Genomic DNA, 22,196 nt, shown 5'->3' with positions numbered 1-22,196 from the left:
CCACGCGTTCGGTCTGTGGGAAGGGGCGCCGCTCCGCTGTCCCGGCCCATATCATGGGAGCGTTCCCAGTCAATTGTCCCGCCTGCAAAGAAATCGATTAACATCGATATATAAGGCCGCCATCCTGGACCCGTCCGACAACCCGTCCCAGGAGGCACCGCATGAATCCGACCCAGCTCACCGGCTCTGTCCTGTCCCTTTTTCGCGCCATCGTCGGCGCGCTTTTCGTGTGCCACGGCGCGGCGTCGATCTTCGGGGTGTTCGGCGGTAACCGGGGCAGCGGCGAAGCCGTCCCGTTCGCTGCCTGGCCCGGCTGGTGGGCGGCGCTGATCCAACTGATCTGCGGCGCACTGGTGCTCGTCGGCCTGGTCACCCGACCGGCCGCGCTGCTCGCCTCCGGCTCGATGGCGTACGCGTACTTCGTGGTGCACCAACCGCACGGCCTGCTACCGATGCGCAACGGCGGCGAACTGGCCGTGTTCTTCTGCTGGTCGTTCCTGCTGGTCGCGGTGCTCGGCCCGGGAAGCTGGGCACTCGACGCGCTGCTGTCCCGCCGCCGCGCCACCCCGGCCGGGCCGGCACCCACCCGCCGCGCCTCCGTCCCCGCCTGAGCCTTCACTCGCCGAGATCCTGGTACGGGTGCGCCCCGTGCCAGGATCTTCTTCTCAGACCGGGTCGACCGGCGAGGTCACCGGGGACGGCGGGCCCTGCGGCGCCGGCGTGCCGGTCGCGCGGCCGGTGTCGCGGCGTTCCCACGCGCTGACGCCGAGCCGGCCGGTGTTGCCGAGGTCGATCGTCCCCGTCATCGCGACCGGATACGCCGGTCGGCCGGACACCGGGGCGACATCGAGCCGCGCGCCCTCGGTCGCCACCACCGTCGGGTCGGTGACCAGGTTCCGCCAGACCAGCGCGGCCCCGGCCCGCTCGCCGGGGGCCAGCACGATCCGGGCGGGTGGATGGTCGAAGCCGGAGGTGATCCCGGTTGCGCCCGCGATGATCCTGACCCGGACCGGGTCCCCGTCGGGGTCCCGGAGGCGGACCGCCGGATAGCCGTTCAGCTCGTACGGCTTCTCGCCGCAGTTGACCAGTTCCAGGCCCATCGCCCGCAGCCCCATCGCGGCGTTCACCCCGAGTTCGACGATGCGGATGCCCTCGGGGGAGCAGGCGGGAACGGGCCCAGGGGTGTCGGCCCGCGCGCCGGGGCGCTCGGGCAGCGGCTCGACCCGCCGTCCCGGGATGTCGGCGTCCGCACCGGGCGGCCCGGACAGCGGCTCGACCGGCGCCGGGGCCGGGGCGCAGGCGGCGAGCAGGGCTACGCCGGCCAGAAGGCCGATCCGGGCCGTCGCGGGACGCATCCGCCGATCATGCCAGCCCGCCGGGTGCGGCGAGGGCCGCGTCGAGCGAGCCCGGGTGGAGCCGGTCACATCCGGTCACCGGGCCGGCCCACAGCGTGGGATCGCCAGGTGGCACGGCCGTGGGCGGCGCATAGACTCGGTGGCACAACTGCATACCTCATCCAGAGGGGCTGAGGGATACGGCCCGACGACGCCCCGGCAACCACCAGCGCGCTTGACGACGAGCGACGCGGGCAGGTGCCAATTCCGTCCCCGCCGCACCCGGCGATGCGGGGAAAGATGAGAGGAACCCCTCGACATGACGTCAACGCTTCCCGCCGCCGGCATCGACACCTCCGCCAGCCCGGCCCGTGCCCTGGTCTGCCGCGCCTGTTCGGCTCGTTACCCGTTGGCCGCCCAGCACGCCTGCTACGAGTGTTTCGGCCCGCTGGAGGTCGACTACGACGCCGCCGCGCTGGCCGCCGTCACCCGCGCGCAGATCGAGGCCGGGCCGAACAGCATCTGGCGGTACGCGGCCCTGCTGCCGGCCGGTCAGGACCCGGACACCCGGGTGACGCTCGACCCGGGGCTGACCCCGCTGGTCGCCGCCGGCAACCTCGCCGCCGAGCTGGGGTTCACCGCACCGCTGTGGATCAAGGACGACAGCGCCAACCCCACCCACTCGTTCAAGGACCGGGTGGTGTCGGTGGCGCTCACCGCCGCCCGCGCGCTCGGCTTCACCCGGTACGCCTGCGCGTCCACCGGGAACCTCGCCAACTCGGTCGCCGCGCACGCCGCCCGGGCCGGTGTGCCGTCGGTGGTCTTCATCCCCGGCGACCTGGAGCCGGGCAAGGTCGTCACCACCGCGGTCTACGGCGGTGAGCTGGTCGCCATCGACGGCTCCTACGACGACGTGAACCGGCTCTGCGGCGAACTGGTGGAGACCGACGAGTTCGAGGACACGGCGTTCGTCAACGTGAACGTGCGGCCCTACTACGCCGAGGGTTCCAAGACGCTCGGCTACGAGGTGGCCGAGCAGCTCGGCTGGCGGATCCCGGCCCAGGTGGTCATCCCGATGGCCAGCGGTGAGCTGCTCACCAAGATCGACAAGGCGTTCACCGAGCTGGTCGAGATCGGGCTGGTCGAGGCGCCGGCCGGTGGCTGGAAGGTGTTCGGCGCGCAGTCGGCCGGCTGCAACCCGATCGCCGCCGCGCTGCACGGCGACACCGACACGATCACGCCGGTCAAGCCGACCGGCATCGCCAAGTCGCTGAACATCGGCGACCCGGCCGCCGGCCTGTACGCGCTGGAGGCGGTGCGGCGTACCGGCGGCTGGATGGAGTACGCCGACGACGACGAGATCCGGGCCGGCATCCGGTTGCTCGCCCGTACCACGGGCGTGTTCGCCGAGACCGCCGGCGGGGTGACCGTCGCGGTGCTGCGCAAGCTGGTGGAGTCGGGCCGGCTCGACCCGGCCGCCGAGACGGTGGTGTTCAACACCGGGGAAGGGTTGAAGACCATCGACGCGGTCGCCGCCCAGGTCGGTCCGACGCACCGCATCAAGCCGTCCCTGCGCGCCGCCCGCGAGGCGGGCCTGCTGTCCTGAGTCGGGTGTTCGGTCACTCGCGGCTCGCCCGGACGGGGGATCGGACAAGATCGGTGGGTAACCGGCGATGTGCGGTGAGTGCGAGAAATCCACCTAGCGGGACTTGACGACAGGAACCGGACGGCGCAAGATGCTTCGTGCGGGAGGGCATCCGCCGGAGACTTTTCAAGTTCTTGCGACCCAACGCCGGAGGCGTTGTGTGGACGTCCCTCCCGACCAACGTCCGAAGGGGCCGGCGGAAAACCGCTGGCCCCTTCGCTGTGTCCGGTGCACGCTCGGAGCCATGGCCCTGACCGTGACGCCGCTGGACCCCACCGACCTGCCGGCGCTCGACGCGGCGTATCGGATCGAGGTCGCGGCGCAGGCCGTCGACGAGCCGGATCTGCCGCCGCCCTGTCGGCGGCGCTTCGCGGCGCTGCTGCGGCACCCGATGCCTGGCATCGACGCGCGTTGGCTGGTGGCCCGGCTCGACGGGATCCCGGTCGGCTGGCTCCGGCTGTACCTGCACACCCTGGAAAACACCGAGAACGCCAGCGTCGAGCTGGTCGTGGACCCCGCCTACCGGCGGCGAGGGATCGGGCGGGAACTGCACCAGCACGGGGTACGGCTGCTGCGCGAACACGGCGGCAAGCGCCTCGTCGGCTCCACCGTCGCGGCGTTGCCGGGCGAGGAGGACCGGGTGTTCCCGGGCGCGGCGTTCGCCGTCGCGGCGGGCGCGAAGCCGGCCCTGGCCGACATGCGCCGCCGGCTCGACGTCACCGCGCTCGACCGCGACCGGCTGGCCGCGCTGGTGAGCGGGGCCCGTGCCGTCGCCACCGGCTACCGGACGGTGCGCTGGGGCGACCACACCCCCGAGGAGTACGTCGGCGACGTCGCCCGCCTGCAGGGCCGGCTGCTGCTCGACGCGCCGATGGGCGAGCTGGACTGGGAACCGGAGCAGGTGGACGCGCAGCGGCTGCGGGACCTGGAGCGGGCGCTGGACGCCCGGGGCGTACGGCGCTACCACACCGGGGCGGTGCACGAGGCGTCCGGCCGGTTGGTCGGCTTGACCCAACTCAGCCTGGAGGCCAGCAGCACCGGGCACGCCTGGCAGGAGATCACCCTGGTCGACCCCGGCCACCGCGGCCACCGGCTGGGCCTGCTCTGCAAGGCCGAGAACCTGGTGCACACGCTGGCCCACGAGCCGGCCCTGCGGACCATCGACACGTGGAACGCGCTGGCGAACACGCACATGGTCGCGATCAACGAACAGCTCGGATTCCGCCCGGCCGCCGGTTCCGTCGACTGGCAGTTGACGATCTGAGTTGTGACACGCCCCTACTGATCTGGTGCCTGACTGTTGCATGATGGCGGGCATGACGGAGACCCCGCACCCCCTGTACGACAGGCACCGCGAAACCCTCGACCGGGCGCTGACCGCCATCGCGGAGCGCGGGTACTGGTCGGCCTACCCCGAGTCGCCCAGCCCTCGGGTGTACGGCGAGACCGCCGCCGCCGACGGCAAGACCGCCTTCGAGGCATACCTGGGTCGCGACTTCCCGCTCGACCAGGCCGGTGACGGCACCACAGTCGCCACCGAGACCAGCCCGTTCGGGGTGGCGCTCGACGTGCGCTACCCGCACGCCACCGCCGACCAGCTGGTGTCCGCCGCCACCGCCGCGCTGCCCGCCTGGCGCGACGCCGGCCCGCACGCCCGGGCGGGCGTCTGCCTGGAGATCCTCGACCGGCTGCACCGCAACGTGTTCGAGCTGGCCAACGCGGTGCAGTTCACCAGCGGCCAGGCGTTCGTGATGGCGTTCCAGGCCGGTGGCGCGCACGCCCTGGACCGGGCGCTGGAGGCGGTCGCCTACGCGTACGCGGAGATGACCCGCCACCCGGGCACCGCCGGCTGGGAGAAGGCCGCCGGCAAGGGCGACCCGCTGCGGATGACCAAGACGTTCCACGTGGTGCCCCGCGGCGTGGCACTGGTCATCGGCTGCAACACGTTCCCGACCTGGAACTCGTACCCAGGGCTGTTCGCCTCGCTGGCCACCGGCAACCCGGTGGTGGTGAAGCCGCACCCGCGCGCGGTGCTGCCGCTGGCGATCACCGTGAAGTACGCCCGTCAGGTGCTCGCCGAGGCCGGGTTCGACCCGAACCTGGTGCAGCTCGCCGCCGAGACGCCCGGCGAGAAGCTGGCCACGACGCTGGCCCTGCACCCGGCGGTGAAGATCGTCGACTTCACCGGCTCCACCGAGTACGGCGACTGGCTGGAGGCGAACGCCCGGCAGGCCGCCGTCTACACCGAGAAGGCCGGCCTGAACACGGTGGTGATCGACTCCACCGACGACTTCGCCGGGCTCTGCCGCAACCTGGGCTTCACGCTGACGCTCTACAGCGGCCAGATGTGCACCACCTCGCAGAACCTGCTGATCCCCCGGGACGGCATCGAGACCGACCAGGGGCACAAGAGCTTCGACGAGGTGGCCGCCGGGATCGCCGGTGCGGTCGCCAAGCTGACCGCCGACCCGGCCCGCGGGGTCGAACTGACCGGTGCGATCGTCAACGACGGCGTGCTGGAGCGGCTGGACGAGGTGACCAAGGTCGGCGAGCCGGTGCTGGAGTCGCGCACCGTCGAGCACCCGTCGTTCCCCGGCGCGGTGGTGCGTACCCCGACCGTGGTGAAGCTGGACGCGGCCGACACCGCGACCTACGCACGGGAGTGGTTCGGGCCGATCTCGTTCGCCATCGCGACCGACTCCACCGGGCACAGCCTGCGCATCCTGCGCGAGACGGTGGGGGAGAAGGGCGCGTTGACCGCGGCCGTCTACTCCACGGACGAGGCGGTGCTGGACGCGGCCGAGGCGGCGGCGGTGGACGCCGGGGTGCACCTGTCGTGCAACCTGACCGGCGGGGTGTTCGTCAACCAGTCGGCGGCGTTCTCCGACTTCCACGGCTCCGGCGCGAACGCGGCGGCGAACGCCGCGCTCACCGACGGCGCGTACGTGGCCAACCGCTTCCGCATCGTGCAGAGCCGCCGCCACGCCTGAAAGGAGGGGCCCCTTCTTAACGCCTGCGGTAGAGGAGGGGCCCCTTGTTAACGCTTGCCAACGCGCCGGCTCACGCGGGGCGGCGCATCTGGAGTTCGTGCAGCCCGGGGATGCGGGGGTGCGGGACGCGTACCCCGGTGTCCACGAAGCCCAGCTTCTGGTAGGCCCGGTAGGCGCGGTGGTTGCCGACCACCACCTCCATCATCAGCTCGGGTCGGCGGCAGGCCCGCGACCAGGCCGCCACCTTGTCGACGAGCGCGGCGAGCAGCCCTGTGCCGCGCCGGGACGGCGTCACGTAGACGGCGTAGACGAGTGTCAGGCCCGGCTCGTCCGGGGCGACGGTGCCACCGGCGTGGCCGACCAGGCGTCCGCCCGGGTCGGCGACGAACTGGGCGGTGTGGTTGCCCTGGGAGACCATCGCGATCCGGGCGGCGAAGTCCGCGTGCGGGCGGGCCGCGGCCTCGGCGACGGTCTCCAGGAAGGCCAGCGGGGTGTCGGCCAGCATCTCCAGCCGCAGAGCGCGCATCCGGGCCGCGTCCTCCGGTCGGAGGCGGCGAACGATGGTCGTGGGCGTGCTGGTCATGCCGCATGCATACCCGACCGGTTGGGAGGGGTGCGCGACCGGGCCGATTGTCGGCCAGAATATGCCCGATTTGTGGTCGTGGCGCCGTCGTCACGCCTCGTGTAGCGTGCGATTTCGGTCACCGATTTCAGCGGCCGTCATCGATTGCCGAACCGGTGTGCCGCCGGTGCCGGTCCGCCGGCTTCCGGGTCTTGGAACGCCGCGCAGAGTGAGGAAGTGCACCGTGGCACAGGGCAGCGTGAAGTGGTTCAACGCCGAGAAGGGCTACGGCTTCATCGCCGTCGACGGCGGGCAGGACGTGTTCGTTCACTTCTCCGCGATCGAGATGGACGGCTACAAGGCGTTGGACGACGGCCAGCGGGTCGAGTTCGAGATCGCGCAGGGCCAGAAGGGGCCGCAGGCCGAGCGGGTCCGGGTCATCGCCTGATTCCGGCGGGCGGTCGCCCGTGACGGGTCGCCCGGGGGTGGGGCTGCGGCGCGCGCGCACGCCATGGAAGATCATGGGCCGTTCCAGCTGTTGCCGCTGAGGAGGGCCCATGTCCGATCTGCCCGCGCCGGGATCCAGCGAACCGCCGCCGGGCGGCGATCCGAGCCCGCCGCCGGCCGGTTGGCCCGCGTCGGGGCAGGCCGGAGCGTCGGGGCAGCCGGGGCCGTCCACGCCGGGTGGGCGCGGCCCGACGTCGCCTCCGCCGGCCGGCTGGACCGCTCCCGGCGTGGACGGCTCCGGCGGCACCCCGCCGGGTTGGTCCGCCCCGGGCGGCACCCCGCCGGGCGGTTGGTCCGGGGCGTACTCGGGTCATCCGATGCCGGGTGCGACGTACCCGGCCGTGCCGGTCCCCGCCTACCCCGGCTGGTTCCCCGGTCTCGACCCCCAGGATCCGCTCGTCAACCCGCCGCACGCGGGCATCGGTCCCTGGTTCGCCCGCTGCTGGGGTGCGGTTCGCCGGGGCTGGCGGCAGCTTCTGCCGATCATGCTGCTGACCCAGGCCATCCCGGCGGCGGTGATCTCCGTCATCTCACTGTTCCTCACCCCCACCGGGGATCTGTCGACCGGGCCGGACGGGGCGCCGGTGCTGCCGGACGGCTACTGGCAGAACCTGTTCGCCCTCTACGGCGTCATCCTGGCGGCCACACTCATCTTCGGGCCGTTGCAGGCGATCGGCTGGGCCGCCGGGACGTGGGTGGTCACCCGCCAGGCGGCGGGCGAGCCGACCGGGCTGGGGGCGGCCTTCCGGTACGGGGTGCGCCGTGCCCTGGGCCTCTGGGGCTGGACCCTCGTGGTCTCGCTGCTGGTCACCCTGGGGTTCTGTCTCTGCGTGCTGCCGGGCGTCTACGCCGCGGCCGCGCTGGCGCTGTTCGGTCCGGTCTACCTGTTCGAGCGGCAGGACCCGATCGGGCGGTCCTGGCGGATGTTCCACAGGCGCTTCGGCATGGTGCTGGGTCGGGTGGCGCTGGTGGTGGCGGCGGTGATCGTCGCGTCCCTGCTGGAGGTGGTGGTGAGCGCGGTGAGCACGGCGGCCTTCGGTGCCGACCCGATGGCGACCGCGGGCACCGCGATCGGCGCGCTGGTGCTGGCGCTCGTGGCCGCGTCGCTGACCGCGCCGGCCTCCCTGGCGCAGCAGGTCGGGCTGGTCGTCACGTACGCCGAGCAGCGGGCGCAAGAAGGGCCGGTGACCGCGGGTCGGCTGGCGGCGGAACTCGGCTGACCGTGGCCGTCGCGCTTGCACTCGGGCAGGGAGAGTGCTAAACAAGTCATTGGCACTCGCGTACGGTGAGTGCCAATGGTCGGGGCGGTAGGGCCACGGTCGCACCGGCGTCGCAAAGGCGCCGGGGCGGTACGGGCCGGTCGTCGCGGGCTGTCCGGCCCGACCGAGGAGGACGTCGTCGTCGCCAGGTGGCGACGTCCCCAAGGTGCGTACACCAGACGGCCCATCCGGGCATCCGGATGGCCCGTGAGTGTCCAGGAGGACAACGCCGTATGGCCAAGATGATCGCGTTCGACGAAGAGGCGCGCCGCGGCCTCGAGCGGGGCATGAACCAGCTCGCCGACGCCGTGAAGGTGACCCTCGGCCCCAAGGGCCGCAACGTCGTGCTCGAGAAGAAGTGGGGTGCCCCCACCATCACCAACGATGGTGTGAGCATCGCCAAGGAGATCGAGCTCGAGGACCCGTACGAGAAGATCGGCGCCGAGCTGGTCAAGGAGGTCGCGAAGAAGACCGACGACGTCGCCGGTGACGGCACGACGACGGCGACCGTCCTGGCCCAGGCCCTGGTCCGTGAGGGTCTGCGCAACGTGGCTGCCGGCGCCAACCCGATGGCCCTGAAGCGGGGCATCGAGGCCGCCGTCGCCAGCGTCTCGGAGGAGCTGCTCAAGCTCGCCAAGGACGTGGAGACCAAGGAGCAGATCGCCTCCACCGCCTCCATCTCCGCCGCCGACCCCAGCGTCGGTGAGATCATCGCCGAGGCGATGGACAAGGTGGGCAAGGAAGGCGTCATCACCGTCGAGGAGAGCAACACCTTCGGCCTGGAGCTCGAGCTCACCGAGGGCATGCGCTTCGACAAGGGCTACATCTCCGCCTACTTCATGACCGACCCGGAGCGTATGGAGGCCGTCTTCGACGACCCGTACATCCTGATCGTCAACAGCAAGATCTCGTCGGTGAAGGACCTGCTCCCGATCCTGGAGAAGGTCATGCAGTCGGGCAAGTCGCTGCTGATCATCGCCGAGGACCTGGAGGGCGAGGCCCTGGCCACCCTGGTGGTCAACAAGGTCCGCGGCACCTTCAAGTCGGTCGCCGTCAAGGCGCCGGGCTTCGGTGACCGCCGCAAGGCCATGCTGACCGACATCGCCATCCTCACCGGTGGCCAGGTCATCAGCGAGGAGGTCGGCCTCAAGCTGGACGCCACCGGCCTCGAGATGCTGGGCCGCGCCCGCAAGGTCGTGGTGACCAAGGACGAGACCACGATCGTCGACGGCGCCGGCGACGCCGACCAGATCCAGGGCCGGGTCAACCAGATCCGGGCCGAGATCGACAAGAGCGACTCCGACTACGACCGGGAGAAGCTGCAGGAGCGTCTGGCCAAGCTGGCCGGCGGTGTTGCGGTGATCAAGGTCGGCGCGGCCACCGAGGTCGAGCTGAAGGAGCGCAAGCACCGCATCGAGGACGCCGTCCGCAACGCGAAGGCCGCCGTCGAGGAGGGCATCGTCCCGGGTGGTGGCGTCGCGCTGGTGCAGGCCGGCAAGACCGCCTTCGACAAGCTGGACCTGGCCGGCGACGAGGCGACCGGCGCGCAGATCGTCAAGGTCGCGCTGGACGCCCCGCTGCGGCAGATCGCCGTCAACGCCGGCATGGAGGGTGGCGTCGTCGTCGAGCGGGTGCGCAACCTCGACCCGGGTCACGGCCTCAACGCCGCGACCGGCGAGTACGTGGACCTGCTGGCCGCCGGCATCATCGACCCGGCCAAGGTGACCCGTTCCGCGCTGCAGAACGCCGCCTCGATCGCCGCGCTGTTCCTCACCACCGAGGCCGTCGTGGCGGAGAAGCCGGAGAAGAACCCGGCCGCCCCGGCTGGCCCGGGTGGCGGGGAGATGGACTTCTGAGTCCAGCTCCACACGTACGCCGGAAGGGGGCGGGCCGCGTCAGCGGTCCGCCCCCTTCCGTGTGCGCCTCAGGTGGGCAGCGGGCGTTGGTTGCGCCGCTTGTGCGCCCGGTCGTACGGCGGTGGCAGCCGTCTCGGCTCGTCCACCGGTTGCTCCTCGACCTGGGCCGGGTCGGTTCCGGTCAGCTCGGCGAGCTGTTCGGCGTCGCCGACGTCGAGCCGGTCGAACGGGAGCGCACCGGGCCGGTCGTCGGCGGGGCGCCGGCCCCTCGCCGGGTCGTCGGCCCGTTCGTCATTGGTGGTCATGCGCCGCCTCCTCTGCTCTCCGACCGTAGGCCCGGTCGATGGCGGAGGAGGGAGAATGGCGCTATTGACGGCTATGGGCCGGTGAGGGTCTTCCGGTAGAGGAAGAACACCCGCTCGATGCGGGCCCCCGCCGTGCCCGAGTAGAACGGCACCGGCCCCACCCAGCCGATCTGCGCCGACCGTAGCCCGGCGGCGGCCTGGTCGCGCAGGCAGCGGCGTAGCAGCAACCCGCCGATCCCCAACCCTTCCGCCGCCGGGGCGGTGCCCATCGGCCCGAACCAGCTCGGCCGCGACGACCCGTACGCGGCGAAGCCGAGGATCTGGCCGTCGCGCTCGGCGAGGTGCGCGCCCGCCTCCGGCCGTCCCACCGATGCGGCCAGCTCGCCGTCCCACGCGCCGCCGAACGTGCCGCGGGCGAAGACGGTCAGCGCCGGTACGTCGGCCGGCTCGGCGCGGCGTACCGTGACGCCCTGCGCGGCCAGGCGGCGTTGCGCGGCGTCGGTCGGCCGCACGGCGGGTGAGCCGTCCGTCAGGTCGACGGTCATGTTCCAGGCCGTCCGGTCCTGCCGGTAGCCGTGGGCGAGCGCGGCGCAGATCGCCGGGGTGTAGCGCACGTCGATGCCGGGCCAGGCGTAGTGCGGCGGGTTTCCGGCGAGCAGCAGCTCGGTCACGCCCGACGCGGCGAGCCGCCGTTGCGCCTCGACGAGCAGGGCGCGTCCGACGCCCCGGCGGCGCTGGCCGGGAGCGACCGCGACCAGGTCCACGTGGCCGAGTCCCGGCTCCCGCGAGGACACCGACCCGACCAGCACGCCGGTCAGGTCGGCTCCTCGGGTCGCGCCGAGCACGACGACGGGCCGGTGCGCCGCCGCGCCGCGGGTCAGGGCGTCCACGATGGCCGCTGCTTCGGCGGCATCCTCGGGCAGGTCGAGCGCGCGCCGGCAGAGGTCGACCACGGTGGCCGACGGCTCCAGTTCGGTGATCTCCACGTCCATGGTCGTCGACCGTAGCCTCCGCGCGGGGCTACAGGTGTCGGTCCCGATCCCTATGCTGCCGTTCGTGAGCATGATCGGTAACTGGCTGCGGGTGACGCCGGAAGAACTGGCCCGGGCGCGGGAAGACCACAACTGGGCCTACGAGTTGGCGCAGGCGCAGGCGCAGGCGGACGACGGGCGGCACGGCAGCACCGACAAGGCGTGGCAGGCGCTCGAGTTCCTGCTGGATCGGTACGGGATCACGGTGCCGGTGGTCACCGGTGGACCGCTGCTCGCCGCGCCGGCGGACGACCCGCCCGAGGGCTTCGACTGGGACGAGTTCGTCGAGACGCACGACTGGGGGTACGGCCCGCCCACCTACCTGAAGCCGGAGCACGTGGTCGAGGTGGCGAACGCGCTGGCCGGGGTCACCGAGGCCGACCTGGTGCGGGGGGTCGACCCGGCCGAGCTGACCGCGGCGGACATCTACCCCCTGATCTGGGACCGTGACAACCAGTTGGAATGGGTGGCCCACTACCTGCCGTACGCGCGGGCCTTCTTCGCCGACGCGGCGAAGGCCGGTGACGCCGTCATCTGCTGGATCGACTGATCGCGGTCGCCGTGGTGGCCGGCGCGACAATCGCGGCGGCCACCACGGGTCGCGTCCGGGTCAGCGCAACGTGCGGGTGACCTGCGCGGCCCATTCCCGCTCGAACTCCTCGTACGAGATGCCGAACACCTGCGGGATCAGGTTCTTGACCGTCTTGCCCCGATAGTGCTCGGCGACGAACTGGAACATCTTCTGCTCCCCGTACCTCTGGGCGAGGTGGTTGACCGCCGCGTGGCCCAGCAGGTAGTGGTAGTTGCCCCCACTGGCACCCCCCATGGCCCAGATCCGGTTGGACGGCAGCGAAACGTTCCCGCCCTCGGCGCGACGCTGCTTCCTGGCTGCGGGGACGCGTTCGCTGGCCGTCCACGGTGCGGGGGAGAGGCCGATGTGCTCGGCGAACCCCTCGACCACCCACTTGGTCAGGTCGGTCTCTTCCGCGTCGGCCTCGCGGGTGGCGATGACGGCTCTCATCATCGAGTGGGCCAGTTCGTGCCGGAAGATGGTCGCCGGGCCGTCCGCGGTTCTGGTGACGAGGTCCGACGCCACGTCGACCACCACCCGACTGCCGCCGATCGGCGGACCGTCGAACCGTTTACTGTCCGCGTCGTACTCGATCGATCGCAGGCCGATGGAGAATCCCTCTTCGGTGGAGGGCTTGTCGGGGATATGCCACAACGAGCCCAGGGCCTTCTTGCCCCTCACCAGGGACACCACGAAGCCGGCCGGTGGATCACCCGCCATCCCGGCGGCCTTCCACGCCTCGCGGTTCCTGACCGCGGCGGCTTCGACAGCCGCCGCGTGGCGGCGTGCCTCGGCGGCGAGCGATCCTTCGACGATCAGCAGGGTGTGTGCGGTCTTCTCGACGTGGAGACTCTTCCATGTGTCCCACGGCGTGGGGTAGAACCGGTCATCGCTCGCCTTGAACCCCGCCGGGAACCGGTCGATCGCGGTGACCTTGAGCGGACCGTTCTTCTCGCCCTGCACGACCTTCCAGAAGTACCGCCGCTCGATCGGCGCCTGGTCGAAGGCGCCGAACCGGTGGACGAACGACACCATGAGGTCGAACGTGTAACCCGAGCCGAGAGGCGTGACCTTCGGCATGGCCAGGTAGGTGAATTTTGCCTCGCTGAAGGGGATCTTGGTGAGGTTCTGGAACACCCGCGTCCGGTCCGCGACCAGCTTCTTGTCGGCCGGGTCGAAGGGTGCCAGGAAAGCCTTGAGGTCCCGGTCCTTCAGCGCCCGGGTGTGCTCGGCCATCATGCGATCGACCAACGCCGGCTTGACCGGGTAGTGCTTCTCGTCGAAGGCGGCGGAACGCTCGGCGGACCGTTGCAGGTTGTAGTGGCGCAGGCCGAAGGCGCCGCCCACGCAGAGCAGAACCACCGCCATCAGGGAACTCAGCGTGATCCAGAGCCAGCGCTTCGACTTCTTCCGGACCGGTGCCGGCGGCCCGTACCCGCCGGGGCCGGGCATGGCCGGCGGTGGACCGTACGGTCCGGGAGGCTGGCCCGGCGGTGGACCGTGGTAGGCCGTCGAGGGCGGCCCCTGCGGCGGGCCGTACGGTCCGGGCCCCGCCGGCGGATACGCGCCGGGAGGCGCATACGGGCCCGGAGGCGGATACGCGCCCGCGGGTGGATGCGGGCCCGGGGTCGGGTGGCCCGGGTACGGGCCCGTCGGGCGGGGAGGGATCGGGTTGGGTTGCTGAGTCATTCGATGGGTCCTCGCTCATGTTCGTCGCTGTCGAGGGGCGTGCGGGTACGCGGGACCGCCCCCGTCGGCTGCTCCGGATCGCACTGCCGGTGCCGGTTCCCGCCGTGCCGTCAGGCGCGACCGCGTCAGGTGGCGACGTCGGGCGCGGTGGCGTCCACGGCACCAGACACCCGGCCGGGGCGTGCCGTGTCGACCCACGGATGCCTGTCGACGTGCCCGAGCCGTGTGCGGGGCGTGCGGAGACAGCAGGTCACCCGGGTCTGCGCAGCCCGCGGCGGTGTGTCGGCGGCGGTGCCTGCCGTCAGATCCGGGACGGGTCGGTCGGGCCGCTCGCGCTCAGGCCACCTGATGCCCGATGTCGTCGGAACCGCCGCATGTGTAGCCCCCGTTTCATTGGCTGCCGGTCACCGCACTGGTCGGGCCAGTAGCTGGTGCCGGAGTGCCCACATGATCAACGTGGCTCCGTCCACTGTCAAGGGCATCACGGGCGGCTCATCCGGTCCGGGCGGCACGCACCGCCGCGTACGCGTTGACCAGGCCGGCGCCCGAGACGTTCGCCGCCCCGCCGCAGTCGTCGGTCCGACCACCGGGTGGCGGCACCGGCGTGGCCGTCTCCCGCAGGATCGCCCGGGTGCGGTCCAGGTCGCCAAGCAACGCCGGATTGGCCGACCACATGAGCGCCACCACCCCGGCGACCTGAGGTGTGGCCATCGACGTGCCGTCCAGAGTCGCGTATCCGCCGCCCGGCATCGCCGAGAGCACGCCCGCGCCCGGAGCGACCAGGTCGGGCTTGGTGGCCCCGTCCGGCGCCGGGCCGCGGCTGGAGAAATCGGTGACCGAGCGATCCCGGTCCACCGCGCCGACCGTCAGCACGTCCGGGTACGGCGCGGGCGGGTCCACGATGGAACGGCACGACGGGCCGGTGTTGCCGGCCGCGGCCACCACCAGGATGCCGGCCGCGGTCAGCGCGGCGGTCGCCGCTCGCAGCGCCGCCGGGTCGCACCCCTCCAGCGGCGGACAGCCCCACGAGTTGGTCAACACATCGGGCGCGCGCTCCGGACGCCCGTCGACGAGCGGGTTCCCGCCGGGCGGGAACGGGGCCAACATGAACTGGAGACAGTCGAGGTATCGGGCCGGGCTGCCCAGGTTGCGGTCCAGGTTGACGCAGCCGAGCCACCGCGCACCGGGAGCCACCCCGATCCCGCCCCGGCCCACCGCGCTGCCCAGCGTGTGGGTGCCGTGACCACCCCGGTCGGCCGGCGCGCGGCGGCCCTCCCACGGGTCGTACCAGGAGTCGTCGCCGCCCCGGAAACCGGCGGCCAGATCCGGATGCCGGCCGTCGACACCCGAGTCGGAGCTGCCCACCACCACGCCGGCCCCGGTCACCCCCAACTCCGACCAGACCCGGTCGGCCCCGATCATCCGCACACTCCAGACCGGACCGGTCGGCGCCGGCGCGTCCCCGGCGGACGCGGGCGGTGCGGCGGGCAGCGGACGCAGCCGTTGGCTGACCAGCACCCGGGCCACCTCGGGACGGCCGGACAACCAGGCCCGCACCGCTGGCCCGCCGTCCGTCTCGATCGCGTTGACCAGGTAGTACGGGGTCGGATCCAGCCGCAGCCGGGTGAGCGTGCGGCGCAGGTCGCCCTGGGTGCGGTCGGCGGTGGCCACCAGTCGGCGGTAGACCTCCCGCGTCCGGACGTCCCGCCCGGCCCGGCCCGGCGTACCGGTCGGCAGGCCGCCCAGGTCGGCCTGCTCCCGCAGCACCACCAGCAGCCGCTCGCCGTGCAGGCCGGGCTGACCGGGCACGACGTACACCACGGCGACGGCGGCGAGCAGCGCGCCGGCGGCGAACGCGGCCGGGCCACGCCGGGGCGCGCGGGCACCGGACCGGGCGAGCAGCACGCCGTACCCGACGGCGAGCAGGACCGCGACGGCGAACGCGACGCCGGTGCCCACGGCGACCCAGAACGGCACGTCGCGGGTGGCGGACAGCAGGACAGTGATCTCTTCCGGATCGGTTAGGGCCAGCGGGCCCAGCAGCGCCAGGGCGACCAGCCAGCGCACCGGCGCCGGCCCGGCCGGGCGGCTGGCGTGCCTGGCCGCGGCCTCCAACGCGGCCAGCGCGAAACCGAGCGGCGGCAACAGGACAAGCGCCGGCAACTGCGCGCCCGACTGCCCGGCCCCCGCCGCGAGCGGGGTCAGCGCGACGCCAGCCACCAGGCCGCCGACGAGCACCAGCCGGGCCGGCCCGGGCCCGAACGCGGCCCAGAAGCCGGGGCCGAGCAGCGCCCCGGCGACCCCGCCGAACGCGGCGGCGGCCAGCCCGGCGAGCAGCGTCTCCAACGCCCCGCCCAGCGCGCCCACCCACACCCACGGCAGCAGCGACGCCAGGCCGGCGGCAATCGCCAGCAGCGACACCGCCCCGAACCGGCCGCCCGTGGGCGCGGCGTGCACCGGCACCGGTGGGCGGAGCCGGGCCAGCCGCGCGGCGACGAACGCCAGCACCGCGGCGGTCGCCGCCAGCGCCGCCAGGTACGCCTCGTGGTGCGCCGGTGGCACCACCCGCAACAGGGTCGTCACGGCCAGCACGACCACCCCGGCGGTCCAGGCGCGGCCGGCCGCCCGCAACGCGGGGGAGCGGGGCGCCAACGCCAGCGCCAGCGTCGGCGCACCGGCCAGCAGCGCGGTGGCCACCGCGACCCCCGGCCAGGCCGGTACCACCCGGTCCGCCCCCAGGATCAGCGTCACCTGATCGATCAGCCAGCCGGTGACCTGGCCGGGCACGGTGACCAACACGATCCAGACGCCTGTGGAAACCGCCGCGACGACCGGCCACACCCCGGTCCCGCGCGGCGACGGAGGCACGGGGGCGACGGGCGGACCGATCAGCATGGTCATCACGGTACGGCGGGCGGTGCCACCGCGTCCGCGGGGCGGGCTACCGTGGAAAGGTGCGCGACCCCAACGTGTCCCGATCCGAGGCCGGCCAGCTCTCCCCCGAGCGCCGAGCCGACGACCTACGCCGGCTCCGCGCCGAGCGGTTCGACGTGCTTGTCATCGGCGGTGGCGTGACCGGAGCGGGCGCCGCGCTGGACGCGGCTTCCCGAGGGCTGAAGGTCGCCCTCGTGGAGGCCCGCGACTACGCCGCCGGCACGTCCAGCCGGTCCAGCAAACTGATCCACGGCGGCCTGCGCTACCTGGAACAGTTCGAGTTCCACCTCGTCCACGAGGCGCTGACCGAACGCGGCCTGCTCGCCACCCGGCTCGCCCCGCACCTGGTCCGCCCGGTGCCGATCCTGGTGCCGCTGCCCGCCGAGGGCGGCGTGCGGGACGTGCCCCGGCGGATCTTCCGCCGCTCCTACTACGGGCTCGGCGTCGCCGCGTACGACGCGTTCGCCGGGATGTTCGGCGGCGGGCGCGGCATGCCGCTGCACCGGCACCTCACCCGTGAGGGCGCCCGCCGGATCTTCCCGAGCCTGCGGCCGGACAAGCTGGCCGGGGCGATCCGCTACTACGACGGCCAGGTCGACGACGCCCGGCTCGTGGTCAACCTGGCCCGCACCGCGGCCAGCCTCGGCGCGACGGTGGTGAACAGCGCCCGCGCGGTCGGCCTGACCCGGCAGGCCCGGGAGGTCACCGGGGTGCGGGTGCGCGACCTGGAGGCGCCGGCCGACTCACCCGACGCCGAGTTCGAGGTACGCGCCCGCACCGTGATCGCCGCCACCGGCGTGTGGAGCGACGACATGTCGCGGATGCTGAACGACGTCGGGTTGCGCCCGAAGCTGCGGGTCCGGGCCTCCAAGGGGGTGCACCTGGTCATGCCCCGGTCGGCGATCGTCGGCGAGACCGGCCTGATCCTGCGCACCGCGACGAGCGTGCTGTTCGTGATCCCGTGGGGCGGGCACTGGATCATCGGCACCACCGACACCGACTGGCAGCTCGACCGGTCCCACCCGGCGGCGACCGCCAAGGACATCGACTACCTGCTCGGCCAGGTCAACGAGGTGCTGGACCGGCCGTTGACCGTCGCCGACATCGAAGGCGTCTACGCCGGGCTGCGCCCGCTGCTGGCCGGCGAGGCGGACTCCACCTCCAAACTCTCCCGCGAGCACGCCGTGGTGGAACCCATGCTCGGCCTGCTGCTGGTGGCCGGCGGAAAATACACCACCTACCGGGTGATGGCCTCCGACGTGGTCGACCGGGCGGTGCACCGGCTCGGCGGCACCCGCCGGTCGCGTACCGCCGACCTGCCGCTGCTGGGCGCCGACGGGTTCGCGGCCATGTGGCGCGACCGCGCCGACCTGGCCCGCCGGCACGGGGTGCCGGTGGGGGTGGTCGAGCACCTGCTGGAGCGCTACGGCAGCCTCACCCTCGACCTGCTCGCCCTGGTCGACGCCGACCCGCTGCTCGGCTCACCGCTGGCCGGGGCGCCGGAATACCTGGCAGCCGAGGTGACGTACGCGACCCGCGCCGAGGGCGCGCTGCACCTGGAGGACGTGCTCATCCGGCGTACCCGGATCTCCATCGAGACCAGCCACCGCGGCCTGGACTCGGCGGAGCACGCCGCGGAGCTGATGGGCGCGGTGCTCGGCTGGGACGCGGCGACCCGGGACCGGGAGGTCGCCCACTACCGGGCGCGGGTGCTGGCCGAGCGGGAGTCGCAGCTCATGGCGGACGACATCGCGGCCGATGCGGCCCGGCTCGGCGCCCCCGACGTGCGGGGGTTCGCCGCCGACCGGGGCTGAGTCAGATCACCTTGCCCGGGTTGAGCAGCCCGGCCGGGTCCAGCGCGGCCTTGATCGCCTGGTGGACCCGGACGCCCACCGGCCCGATCTCGCGGGCCAGCCAGTCCCGCTTGAGCAGCCCGACGCCGTGCTCACCGGTGCAGGTGCCGCCCAGCTCCAGCCCGAGCGCCATGATCTCGTCGAAGGCCCGCCGCCCGCGCTCCACGCTCGCCGGGTCGGCCCGGTCGACCACGATGTTCGGGTGCATGTTGCCGTCCCCGGCGTGCCCGACCACCCCGATCGGCACGTCGCACTCCGTGGCGATCCGGGCCACCCCGTCCAGCAGTTCCGCGAGCCGGCCGCGCGGCACCGCGACGTCGTCGATGACCAGGCCGCCGTTGCCGCCGGGGAAGGTCTGCGCGGCGAACCGTTCCATCGCCGGGTGGGCCAGCCGACGGGCCTGGAGCAGCGCGGCGGCCTCGGTCGCATCCGTGGCCGCGTAGACCTCGTCGGCGCCGGCCGCCGTGCACACCTCGGCCAGCCGCGCCAGGTCGTCGGCGGCACGCGGGCCGGTGTCCACCGCCGCCAGCAGCAGCGCCTGCGCCTCGGTGCGCAAACCCATCGGCCGGTACGCCTCGATCGCCCGCAGGTGGGTCCGGTCCAGCAGTTCCAGCAGGCTGGGCGTGAGGCCCCGCTCGGCGATGCCGGCCACCGCCCCACCGGCCGCCGCCGTGGTGGGGAAGACCGCGATCAGGGTCAGCGACCCCTCGGGGGTCGGGCGCAACGCCACAGTCACCTCGGTGAGCACACCGAGGGTGCCCTCCGAGCCGACGAAGAGGCGGGTCAGGTCGTACCCGGCGACACCCTTGGCGGTGCGCCGACCGGTGCGCAGCACCTCACCGGAGGCGAGCACCACCTCCAGCCCCAGCACGTACTCGCCGGTCACGCCGTACTTCACGCAACACATGCCGCCGGCGTTCGTGGACACGTTGCCGCCGATCGTCGACGACTCCCAGGAGCCCGGGTCCGGCGGATACCAGAGGCCGCGCTCCCGGACCGCCCGGGCCAGCGCCGCGTTGACCACGCCGGGCTGCACCACCGCGAACCGGCCGACCGGGTCGATCTCCCGGATCCGGTCCATCGCCACGGTGCTCAACACCACCGCGCCGGACACCGCGTTCGCCGCGCCGGCCAGCCCGGTCCGCGCGCCCTGCGGCACCACCGGTACGCCGTGCCGGCCGGCGGCCCGGACCACCGCCACCACCTGGTCGGTGTCGCGGGGGCGGACCACCACCAGCGGGGTGCCCGAGGCGCACAGGTCGGCCTCGTCGCGCTCGTGCCCGGCCAGCAGATCCGGATCGGTCAGCACCGCGGCGTCGCCGAGCGCGGCCCGCAGGTCGTCGAGGAGGGGGTGGGCGGCCATGCCGGGAAGGCTACCGGCGTAACGTGTGTCGCCGTGCTCTACCTGGACCCGCCCGCGGTGCCCTGGCGTGGCCGGCTCTGGTCGCATCTGATCAGCGACGTCTCGTACGCGGAACTGCACGTCTTCGCCGAACTGCTCGGCGTGCCCCGGCGCGGCTTCGACCGGGACCACTACGACCTGCCCGCCGAGCGGTTCCGGGCGGCGGTCTGGCTGGGCGCGTCGGTGGTCCCGTCGCGGGAGATCGTCCGGCTGCTGCGCGCCACCGGCCTGCGCCGGCCGAAACGCGCCTCAGGACAGGTCGGCCAGCTCCCCGGTCAGGTTGGCGCGGGCGCGGGCCTCCCAACGGGCGTGCGGCTCGGGTAGCCGGTAGAGCGCCGGCAGGGCGAGCAGGTGTCGCAGCACGGCGGCCCGGCCGGCGCGGAAGTCGGCCGCCGGGACGTGCGCGTACTCCTGGCGTACCGCCCTGGCGTACCGCCGGTACGCCTGCGGTGGGCCGGCCAGCACCGCCAGGTCGGCGTCGCAGAGCAGCGCGCCGTCCGGGTCGTCCGGCCCGAGCACGTGACCGGCGGTGAGCAGCACCAGGCGGCGTACCCCGGTCACCGCCGTGGCCGGTAGCCCGGCGGCGGTGAGCAGCGCCCCGGCCAGGTCGGCGCTGGCCCGCTCGTTGGCGTCGCCGCCGGCCCGGGGGTCGTGGACCGCGTCGTGGCACCACGCCGCCAGCCGGACCAGGTCCGGGCGGCGGGCCTGGTCGGCGTACGTGTCGACCACGTCGAGCACCGCCCGCAGGTGGGCCTCGGTGTGGTAGCGCCGGTGCGGTTCCCGCCAGCCGGCCAGCAACCGTTCGCCGGCCCGTTCCACCCCGGCCGGGTCGGTGGCGCCGGCCGCCCGCGCCGCGTCCCGCCACCGTGCCGCCAGTTCGCCGTCCACCCGGTGCAGTCTGCCGCACCGACGGCGGGGCGAGGATTCAGCGGGGGTGGGACGGGTAGTACCGGCCATGGCCGAGGCCCGGGACCGCCGACCGTCGTTGCTCTCCCGGCGGGGCAACCTGCGTGCCGGGCTGGCCGAGCGCGACGGCGCGCGCCTCAGTGCCGCCGTGGACGAGCTGCGCGACCGGGGGAAGGCGACCCTGCACGATCGGATGCACCGGGTCCGGACCATGTTCGGCCTGGCCGTGCAGGCCGGGCTCGCCGCCGGCCTGGCGTATCTGATCTCGCACCGGTTGCTGAAGAACCCGCAGCCGGTCTTCGCCCCGATCTCCGCGGTGGGCACGTTGGCCGCCTCGGTGGGGCAGCGGCTGCGGCGTACGGTCGAGTTGATCGCCGGCGTGGCCGTCGGCGTCCTGGTGGGCGACGTGCTCATCTACTTCGTGGGCACCGGCGCCTGGCAGCTCGCGCTGGTGGTGAGCGCGGCGATCCTGCTGACCATCTTCGCCGGGGCGAGTGTGGCCATCGTGATCCAGGCGGCGGCAACCGCGGTGCTCATCGTGACGCTCAGCCCTTCGACGGAGAACCTCGAGGTGCCGCGCTTCGTCGACGCGTTCCTCGGCGGCGGCATCGCGCTGCTGGTCACCTCGGTCCTGCTGCCGCTGCACCCGCTGCGGGTGATCAACCGGGCCGCCCGCCCGGCGTTGGACCTGCTCGCCGACCAACTCGACCGCTGCGCCGAGGCGCTGCGCGTCCGGGACCGGGACGGGGCCCAGCAGGCGCTGTTCCGGCTGCGGGAGAACAAGGGGGAGTTGGCGGCGTTCGCCGAGGCGATCGAGGGCGCCAAGGAGACCATCACCATCTCGCCGGCCCGTTGGCACCGGCGTAGCGAACTGACCCACTACGCGGAGGCGGCCGACCCGATCGACCGGGCCATGCGCAACGCCGGCACGTTGACCCGACGCGCGGTCACCATGATCGAGGACGTGGAGCCGGTTCCCGAGCCGATGCCCGACGCGGTCGCCCACCTGGCCGGGGCGGTACGCCTGCTCCGGCAGGAGTTCGCCGCCGGTCAGGAGCCCGAACACGCCCGCGAGCGGGCACTGCAGGCGGTCGGTGAGGCCGGTCGGGCGTACGCCGAGGGGGTGGGCTTCTCCGGCAGCGTGGTGATCGCCCAGGTTCGGACCACGGCCAGCGACCTGCTGGTGGCCTCGGGCATCGACCAGGAGGAGGCGAACCGCCTGGTCCGGCAGGCGTTCGGCGAGAAGCCCACACACGCCGACCGGACGCCGTCCCCGCATCCCCCCACCGCCCCGCCCGTCGGCTGACCCCGCCGGCTCATCGCCTGGACGGTGCCGGCCCCACGGTGGCGCG

19 protein-coding genes and 1 riboswitch are annotated in these 22,196 nt (G+C 73.3%); of the genes, 11 read left to right on the top strand and 8 right to left on the bottom strand.

The features are described 5' to 3' along the window. The first annotated feature begins 161 nt into the window (after positions 1 to 161). On the top strand, positions 162 to 611 hold the full coding sequence (locus ACLQ2X_RS14225) for a DoxX family protein (protein WP_425681473.1): 450 nt from the start codon (positions 162 to 164) through the stop codon (positions 609 to 611). Between the two features lie 54 nt (positions 612 to 665). Here the strand turns inward: ACLQ2X_RS14225 and ACLQ2X_RS14220 are convergent, their stop codons facing one another. Then, positions 666 to 1,355 (bottom strand): DUF4232 domain-containing protein, encoded by a 690-nt coding sequence (locus ACLQ2X_RS14220; RefSeq protein ID WP_425681472.1) that lies wholly within the window; start codon positions 1,353 to 1,355, stop codon positions 666 to 668. Between the two features lie 154 nt (positions 1,356 to 1,509). Beyond that, positions 1,510 to 1,641, top strand: a riboswitch (SAM riboswitch). A gap of 12 nt (positions 1,642 to 1,653) precedes the next feature. Between ACLQ2X_RS14220 and thrC the strand changes: the two genes are divergently transcribed. The 3 genes from thrC (at position 1,654) to paaN (ending at position 5,969) form a co-directional block, all read left to right on the top strand. Further along, positions 1,654 to 2,940 (top strand): threonine synthase, encoded by a 1,287-nt coding sequence (gene thrC / locus ACLQ2X_RS14215; protein WP_425681471.1) that lies wholly within the window; start codon positions 1,654 to 1,656, stop codon positions 2,938 to 2,940. A gap of 283 nt (positions 2,941 to 3,223) precedes the next feature. Continuing rightward, the gene (locus tag ACLQ2X_RS14210; protein WP_425681470.1) at positions 3,224 to 4,243 is read left to right on the top strand and encodes a GNAT family N-acetyltransferase; all 1,020 of its coding nucleotides are present in this window, start codon (positions 3,224 to 3,226) and stop codon (positions 4,241 to 4,243) included. A gap of 52 nt (positions 4,244 to 4,295) precedes the next feature. After that, entirely contained in the window at positions 4,296 to 5,969 is a 1,674-nt protein-coding gene (gene paaN / locus ACLQ2X_RS14205; RefSeq protein ID WP_425681469.1) for a phenylacetic acid degradation protein PaaN, read from the top strand. A 70-nt stretch (positions 5,970 to 6,039) separates the two neighbouring features. Here paaN and ACLQ2X_RS14200 read toward each other — a convergent pair whose 3' ends face one another. Next, positions 6,040 to 6,552, bottom strand: coding sequence for a GNAT family N-acetyltransferase (locus ACLQ2X_RS14200; RefSeq protein WP_425681468.1), 513 nt, complete (start codon positions 6,550 to 6,552; stop codon positions 6,040 to 6,042). A 223-nt stretch (positions 6,553 to 6,775) separates the two neighbouring features. Here ACLQ2X_RS14200 and ACLQ2X_RS14195 point away from each other — a divergent pair, with 223 nt between their 5' ends. From ACLQ2X_RS14195 to groL, 3 genes are all read left to right on the top strand, one after another. Further along, positions 6,776 to 6,979 carry a cold-shock protein gene (locus ACLQ2X_RS14195; RefSeq protein ID WP_425681467.1) on the top strand — a complete coding sequence of 68 codons (204 nt, stop codon included), beginning with the start codon at positions 6,776 to 6,778 and terminating at the stop codon, positions 6,977 to 6,979. A gap of 109 nt (positions 6,980 to 7,088) precedes the next feature. After that, positions 7,089 to 8,258: a hypothetical protein gene (locus tag ACLQ2X_RS14190; protein ID WP_425681466.1), complete on the top strand. Its 1,170-nt coding sequence runs from the start codon at positions 7,089 to 7,091 to the stop codon at positions 8,256 to 8,258. 272 nt (positions 8,259 to 8,530) lie between these two features. Continuing rightward, positions 8,531 to 10,153: a chaperonin GroEL gene (groL, locus tag ACLQ2X_RS14185; protein WP_425681465.1), complete on the top strand. Its 1,623-nt coding sequence runs from the start codon at positions 8,531 to 8,533 to the stop codon at positions 10,151 to 10,153. Positions 10,154 to 10,221: 68 nt separating this feature from the next. Here the strand turns inward: groL and ACLQ2X_RS14180 are convergent, their stop codons facing one another. Together ACLQ2X_RS14180 and ACLQ2X_RS14175 are read right to left on the bottom strand one after the other, a co-directional pair. After that, positions 10,222 to 10,458, bottom strand: coding sequence for a hypothetical protein (locus ACLQ2X_RS14180; RefSeq protein ID WP_425681464.1), 237 nt, complete (start codon positions 10,456 to 10,458; stop codon positions 10,222 to 10,224). A 71-nt stretch (positions 10,459 to 10,529) separates the two neighbouring features. Further along, positions 10,530 to 11,450: a GNAT family N-acetyltransferase gene (locus tag ACLQ2X_RS14175; protein WP_425681463.1), complete on the bottom strand. Its 921-nt coding sequence runs from the start codon at positions 11,448 to 11,450 to the stop codon at positions 10,530 to 10,532. 70 nt (positions 11,451 to 11,520) lie between these two features. On the opposite strand from ACLQ2X_RS14175, the gene ACLQ2X_RS14170 reads away from it, so the two are divergent. Further along, on the top strand, positions 11,521 to 12,039 hold the full coding sequence (locus ACLQ2X_RS14170) for a YfbM family protein (protein ID WP_425681687.1): 519 nt from the start codon (positions 11,521 to 11,523) through the stop codon (positions 12,037 to 12,039). A gap of 60 nt (positions 12,040 to 12,099) precedes the next feature. On the opposite strand, the gene ACLQ2X_RS14165 is transcribed toward ACLQ2X_RS14170, so the two are convergent. Both ACLQ2X_RS14165 and ACLQ2X_RS14160 read right to left on the bottom strand, forming a co-directional pair. Beyond that, positions 12,100 to 13,512 (bottom strand): hypothetical protein, encoded by a 1,413-nt coding sequence (locus tag ACLQ2X_RS14165; protein ID WP_425681462.1) that lies wholly within the window; start codon positions 13,510 to 13,512, stop codon positions 12,100 to 12,102. 729 nt (positions 13,513 to 14,241) lie between these two features. Beyond that, complete coding sequence (locus ACLQ2X_RS14160; RefSeq protein ID WP_425681461.1) at positions 14,242 to 16,650, bottom strand: S8 family serine peptidase; 2,409 nt, start codon at positions 16,648 to 16,650, stop codon at positions 14,242 to 14,244. 68 nt (positions 16,651 to 16,718) lie between these two features. Between ACLQ2X_RS14160 and ACLQ2X_RS14155 the strand changes: the two genes are divergently transcribed. After that, positions 16,719 to 18,497 (top strand): glycerol-3-phosphate dehydrogenase/oxidase, encoded by a 1,779-nt coding sequence (locus ACLQ2X_RS14155; RefSeq protein ID WP_425681686.1) that lies wholly within the window; start codon positions 16,719 to 16,721, stop codon positions 18,495 to 18,497. A 1-nt stretch (position 18,498) separates the two neighbouring features. On the opposite strand, the gene ACLQ2X_RS14150 is transcribed toward ACLQ2X_RS14155, so the two are convergent. Beyond that, positions 18,499 to 19,899, bottom strand: a complete 1,401-nt coding sequence (locus ACLQ2X_RS14150; protein ID WP_425681460.1) for an FAD-binding oxidoreductase — start codon at positions 19,897 to 19,899, stop codon at positions 18,499 to 18,501. Between the two features lie 33 nt (positions 19,900 to 19,932). On the opposite strand from ACLQ2X_RS14150, the gene ACLQ2X_RS14145 reads away from it, so the two are divergent. Next, positions 19,933 to 20,262, top strand: a complete 330-nt coding sequence (locus ACLQ2X_RS14145) for a DUF4031 domain-containing protein (protein ID WP_425681459.1) — start codon at positions 19,933 to 19,935, stop codon at positions 20,260 to 20,262. On the opposite strand, the gene ACLQ2X_RS14140 is transcribed toward ACLQ2X_RS14145, so the two are convergent. Then, a complete protein-coding gene (locus tag ACLQ2X_RS14140; RefSeq protein ID WP_425681458.1) occupies positions 20,188 to 20,826 on the bottom strand; it encodes an HD domain-containing protein in 639 nt (212 codons plus the stop codon). The two genes, ACLQ2X_RS14145 and ACLQ2X_RS14140, sit on opposite strands and share 75 nt — an antisense overlap. A 67-nt stretch (positions 20,827 to 20,893) precedes the next feature. Between ACLQ2X_RS14140 and ACLQ2X_RS14135 the strand changes: the two genes are divergently transcribed. Then, complete coding sequence (locus ACLQ2X_RS14135; protein WP_425681685.1) at positions 20,894 to 22,150, top strand: FUSC family protein; 1,257 nt, start codon at positions 20,894 to 20,896, stop codon at positions 22,148 to 22,150. Positions 22,151 to 22,196 lie beyond the last annotated feature (46 nt).

This window comes from Micromonospora sp. DT31 (assembly GCF_049841795.1).
In the GTDB taxonomy this organism is placed as follows: domain Bacteria; phylum Actinomycetota; class Actinomycetes; order Mycobacteriales; family Micromonosporaceae; genus Micromonospora.
This window is presented reverse-complemented; position numbering and strand designations above follow the sequence as displayed.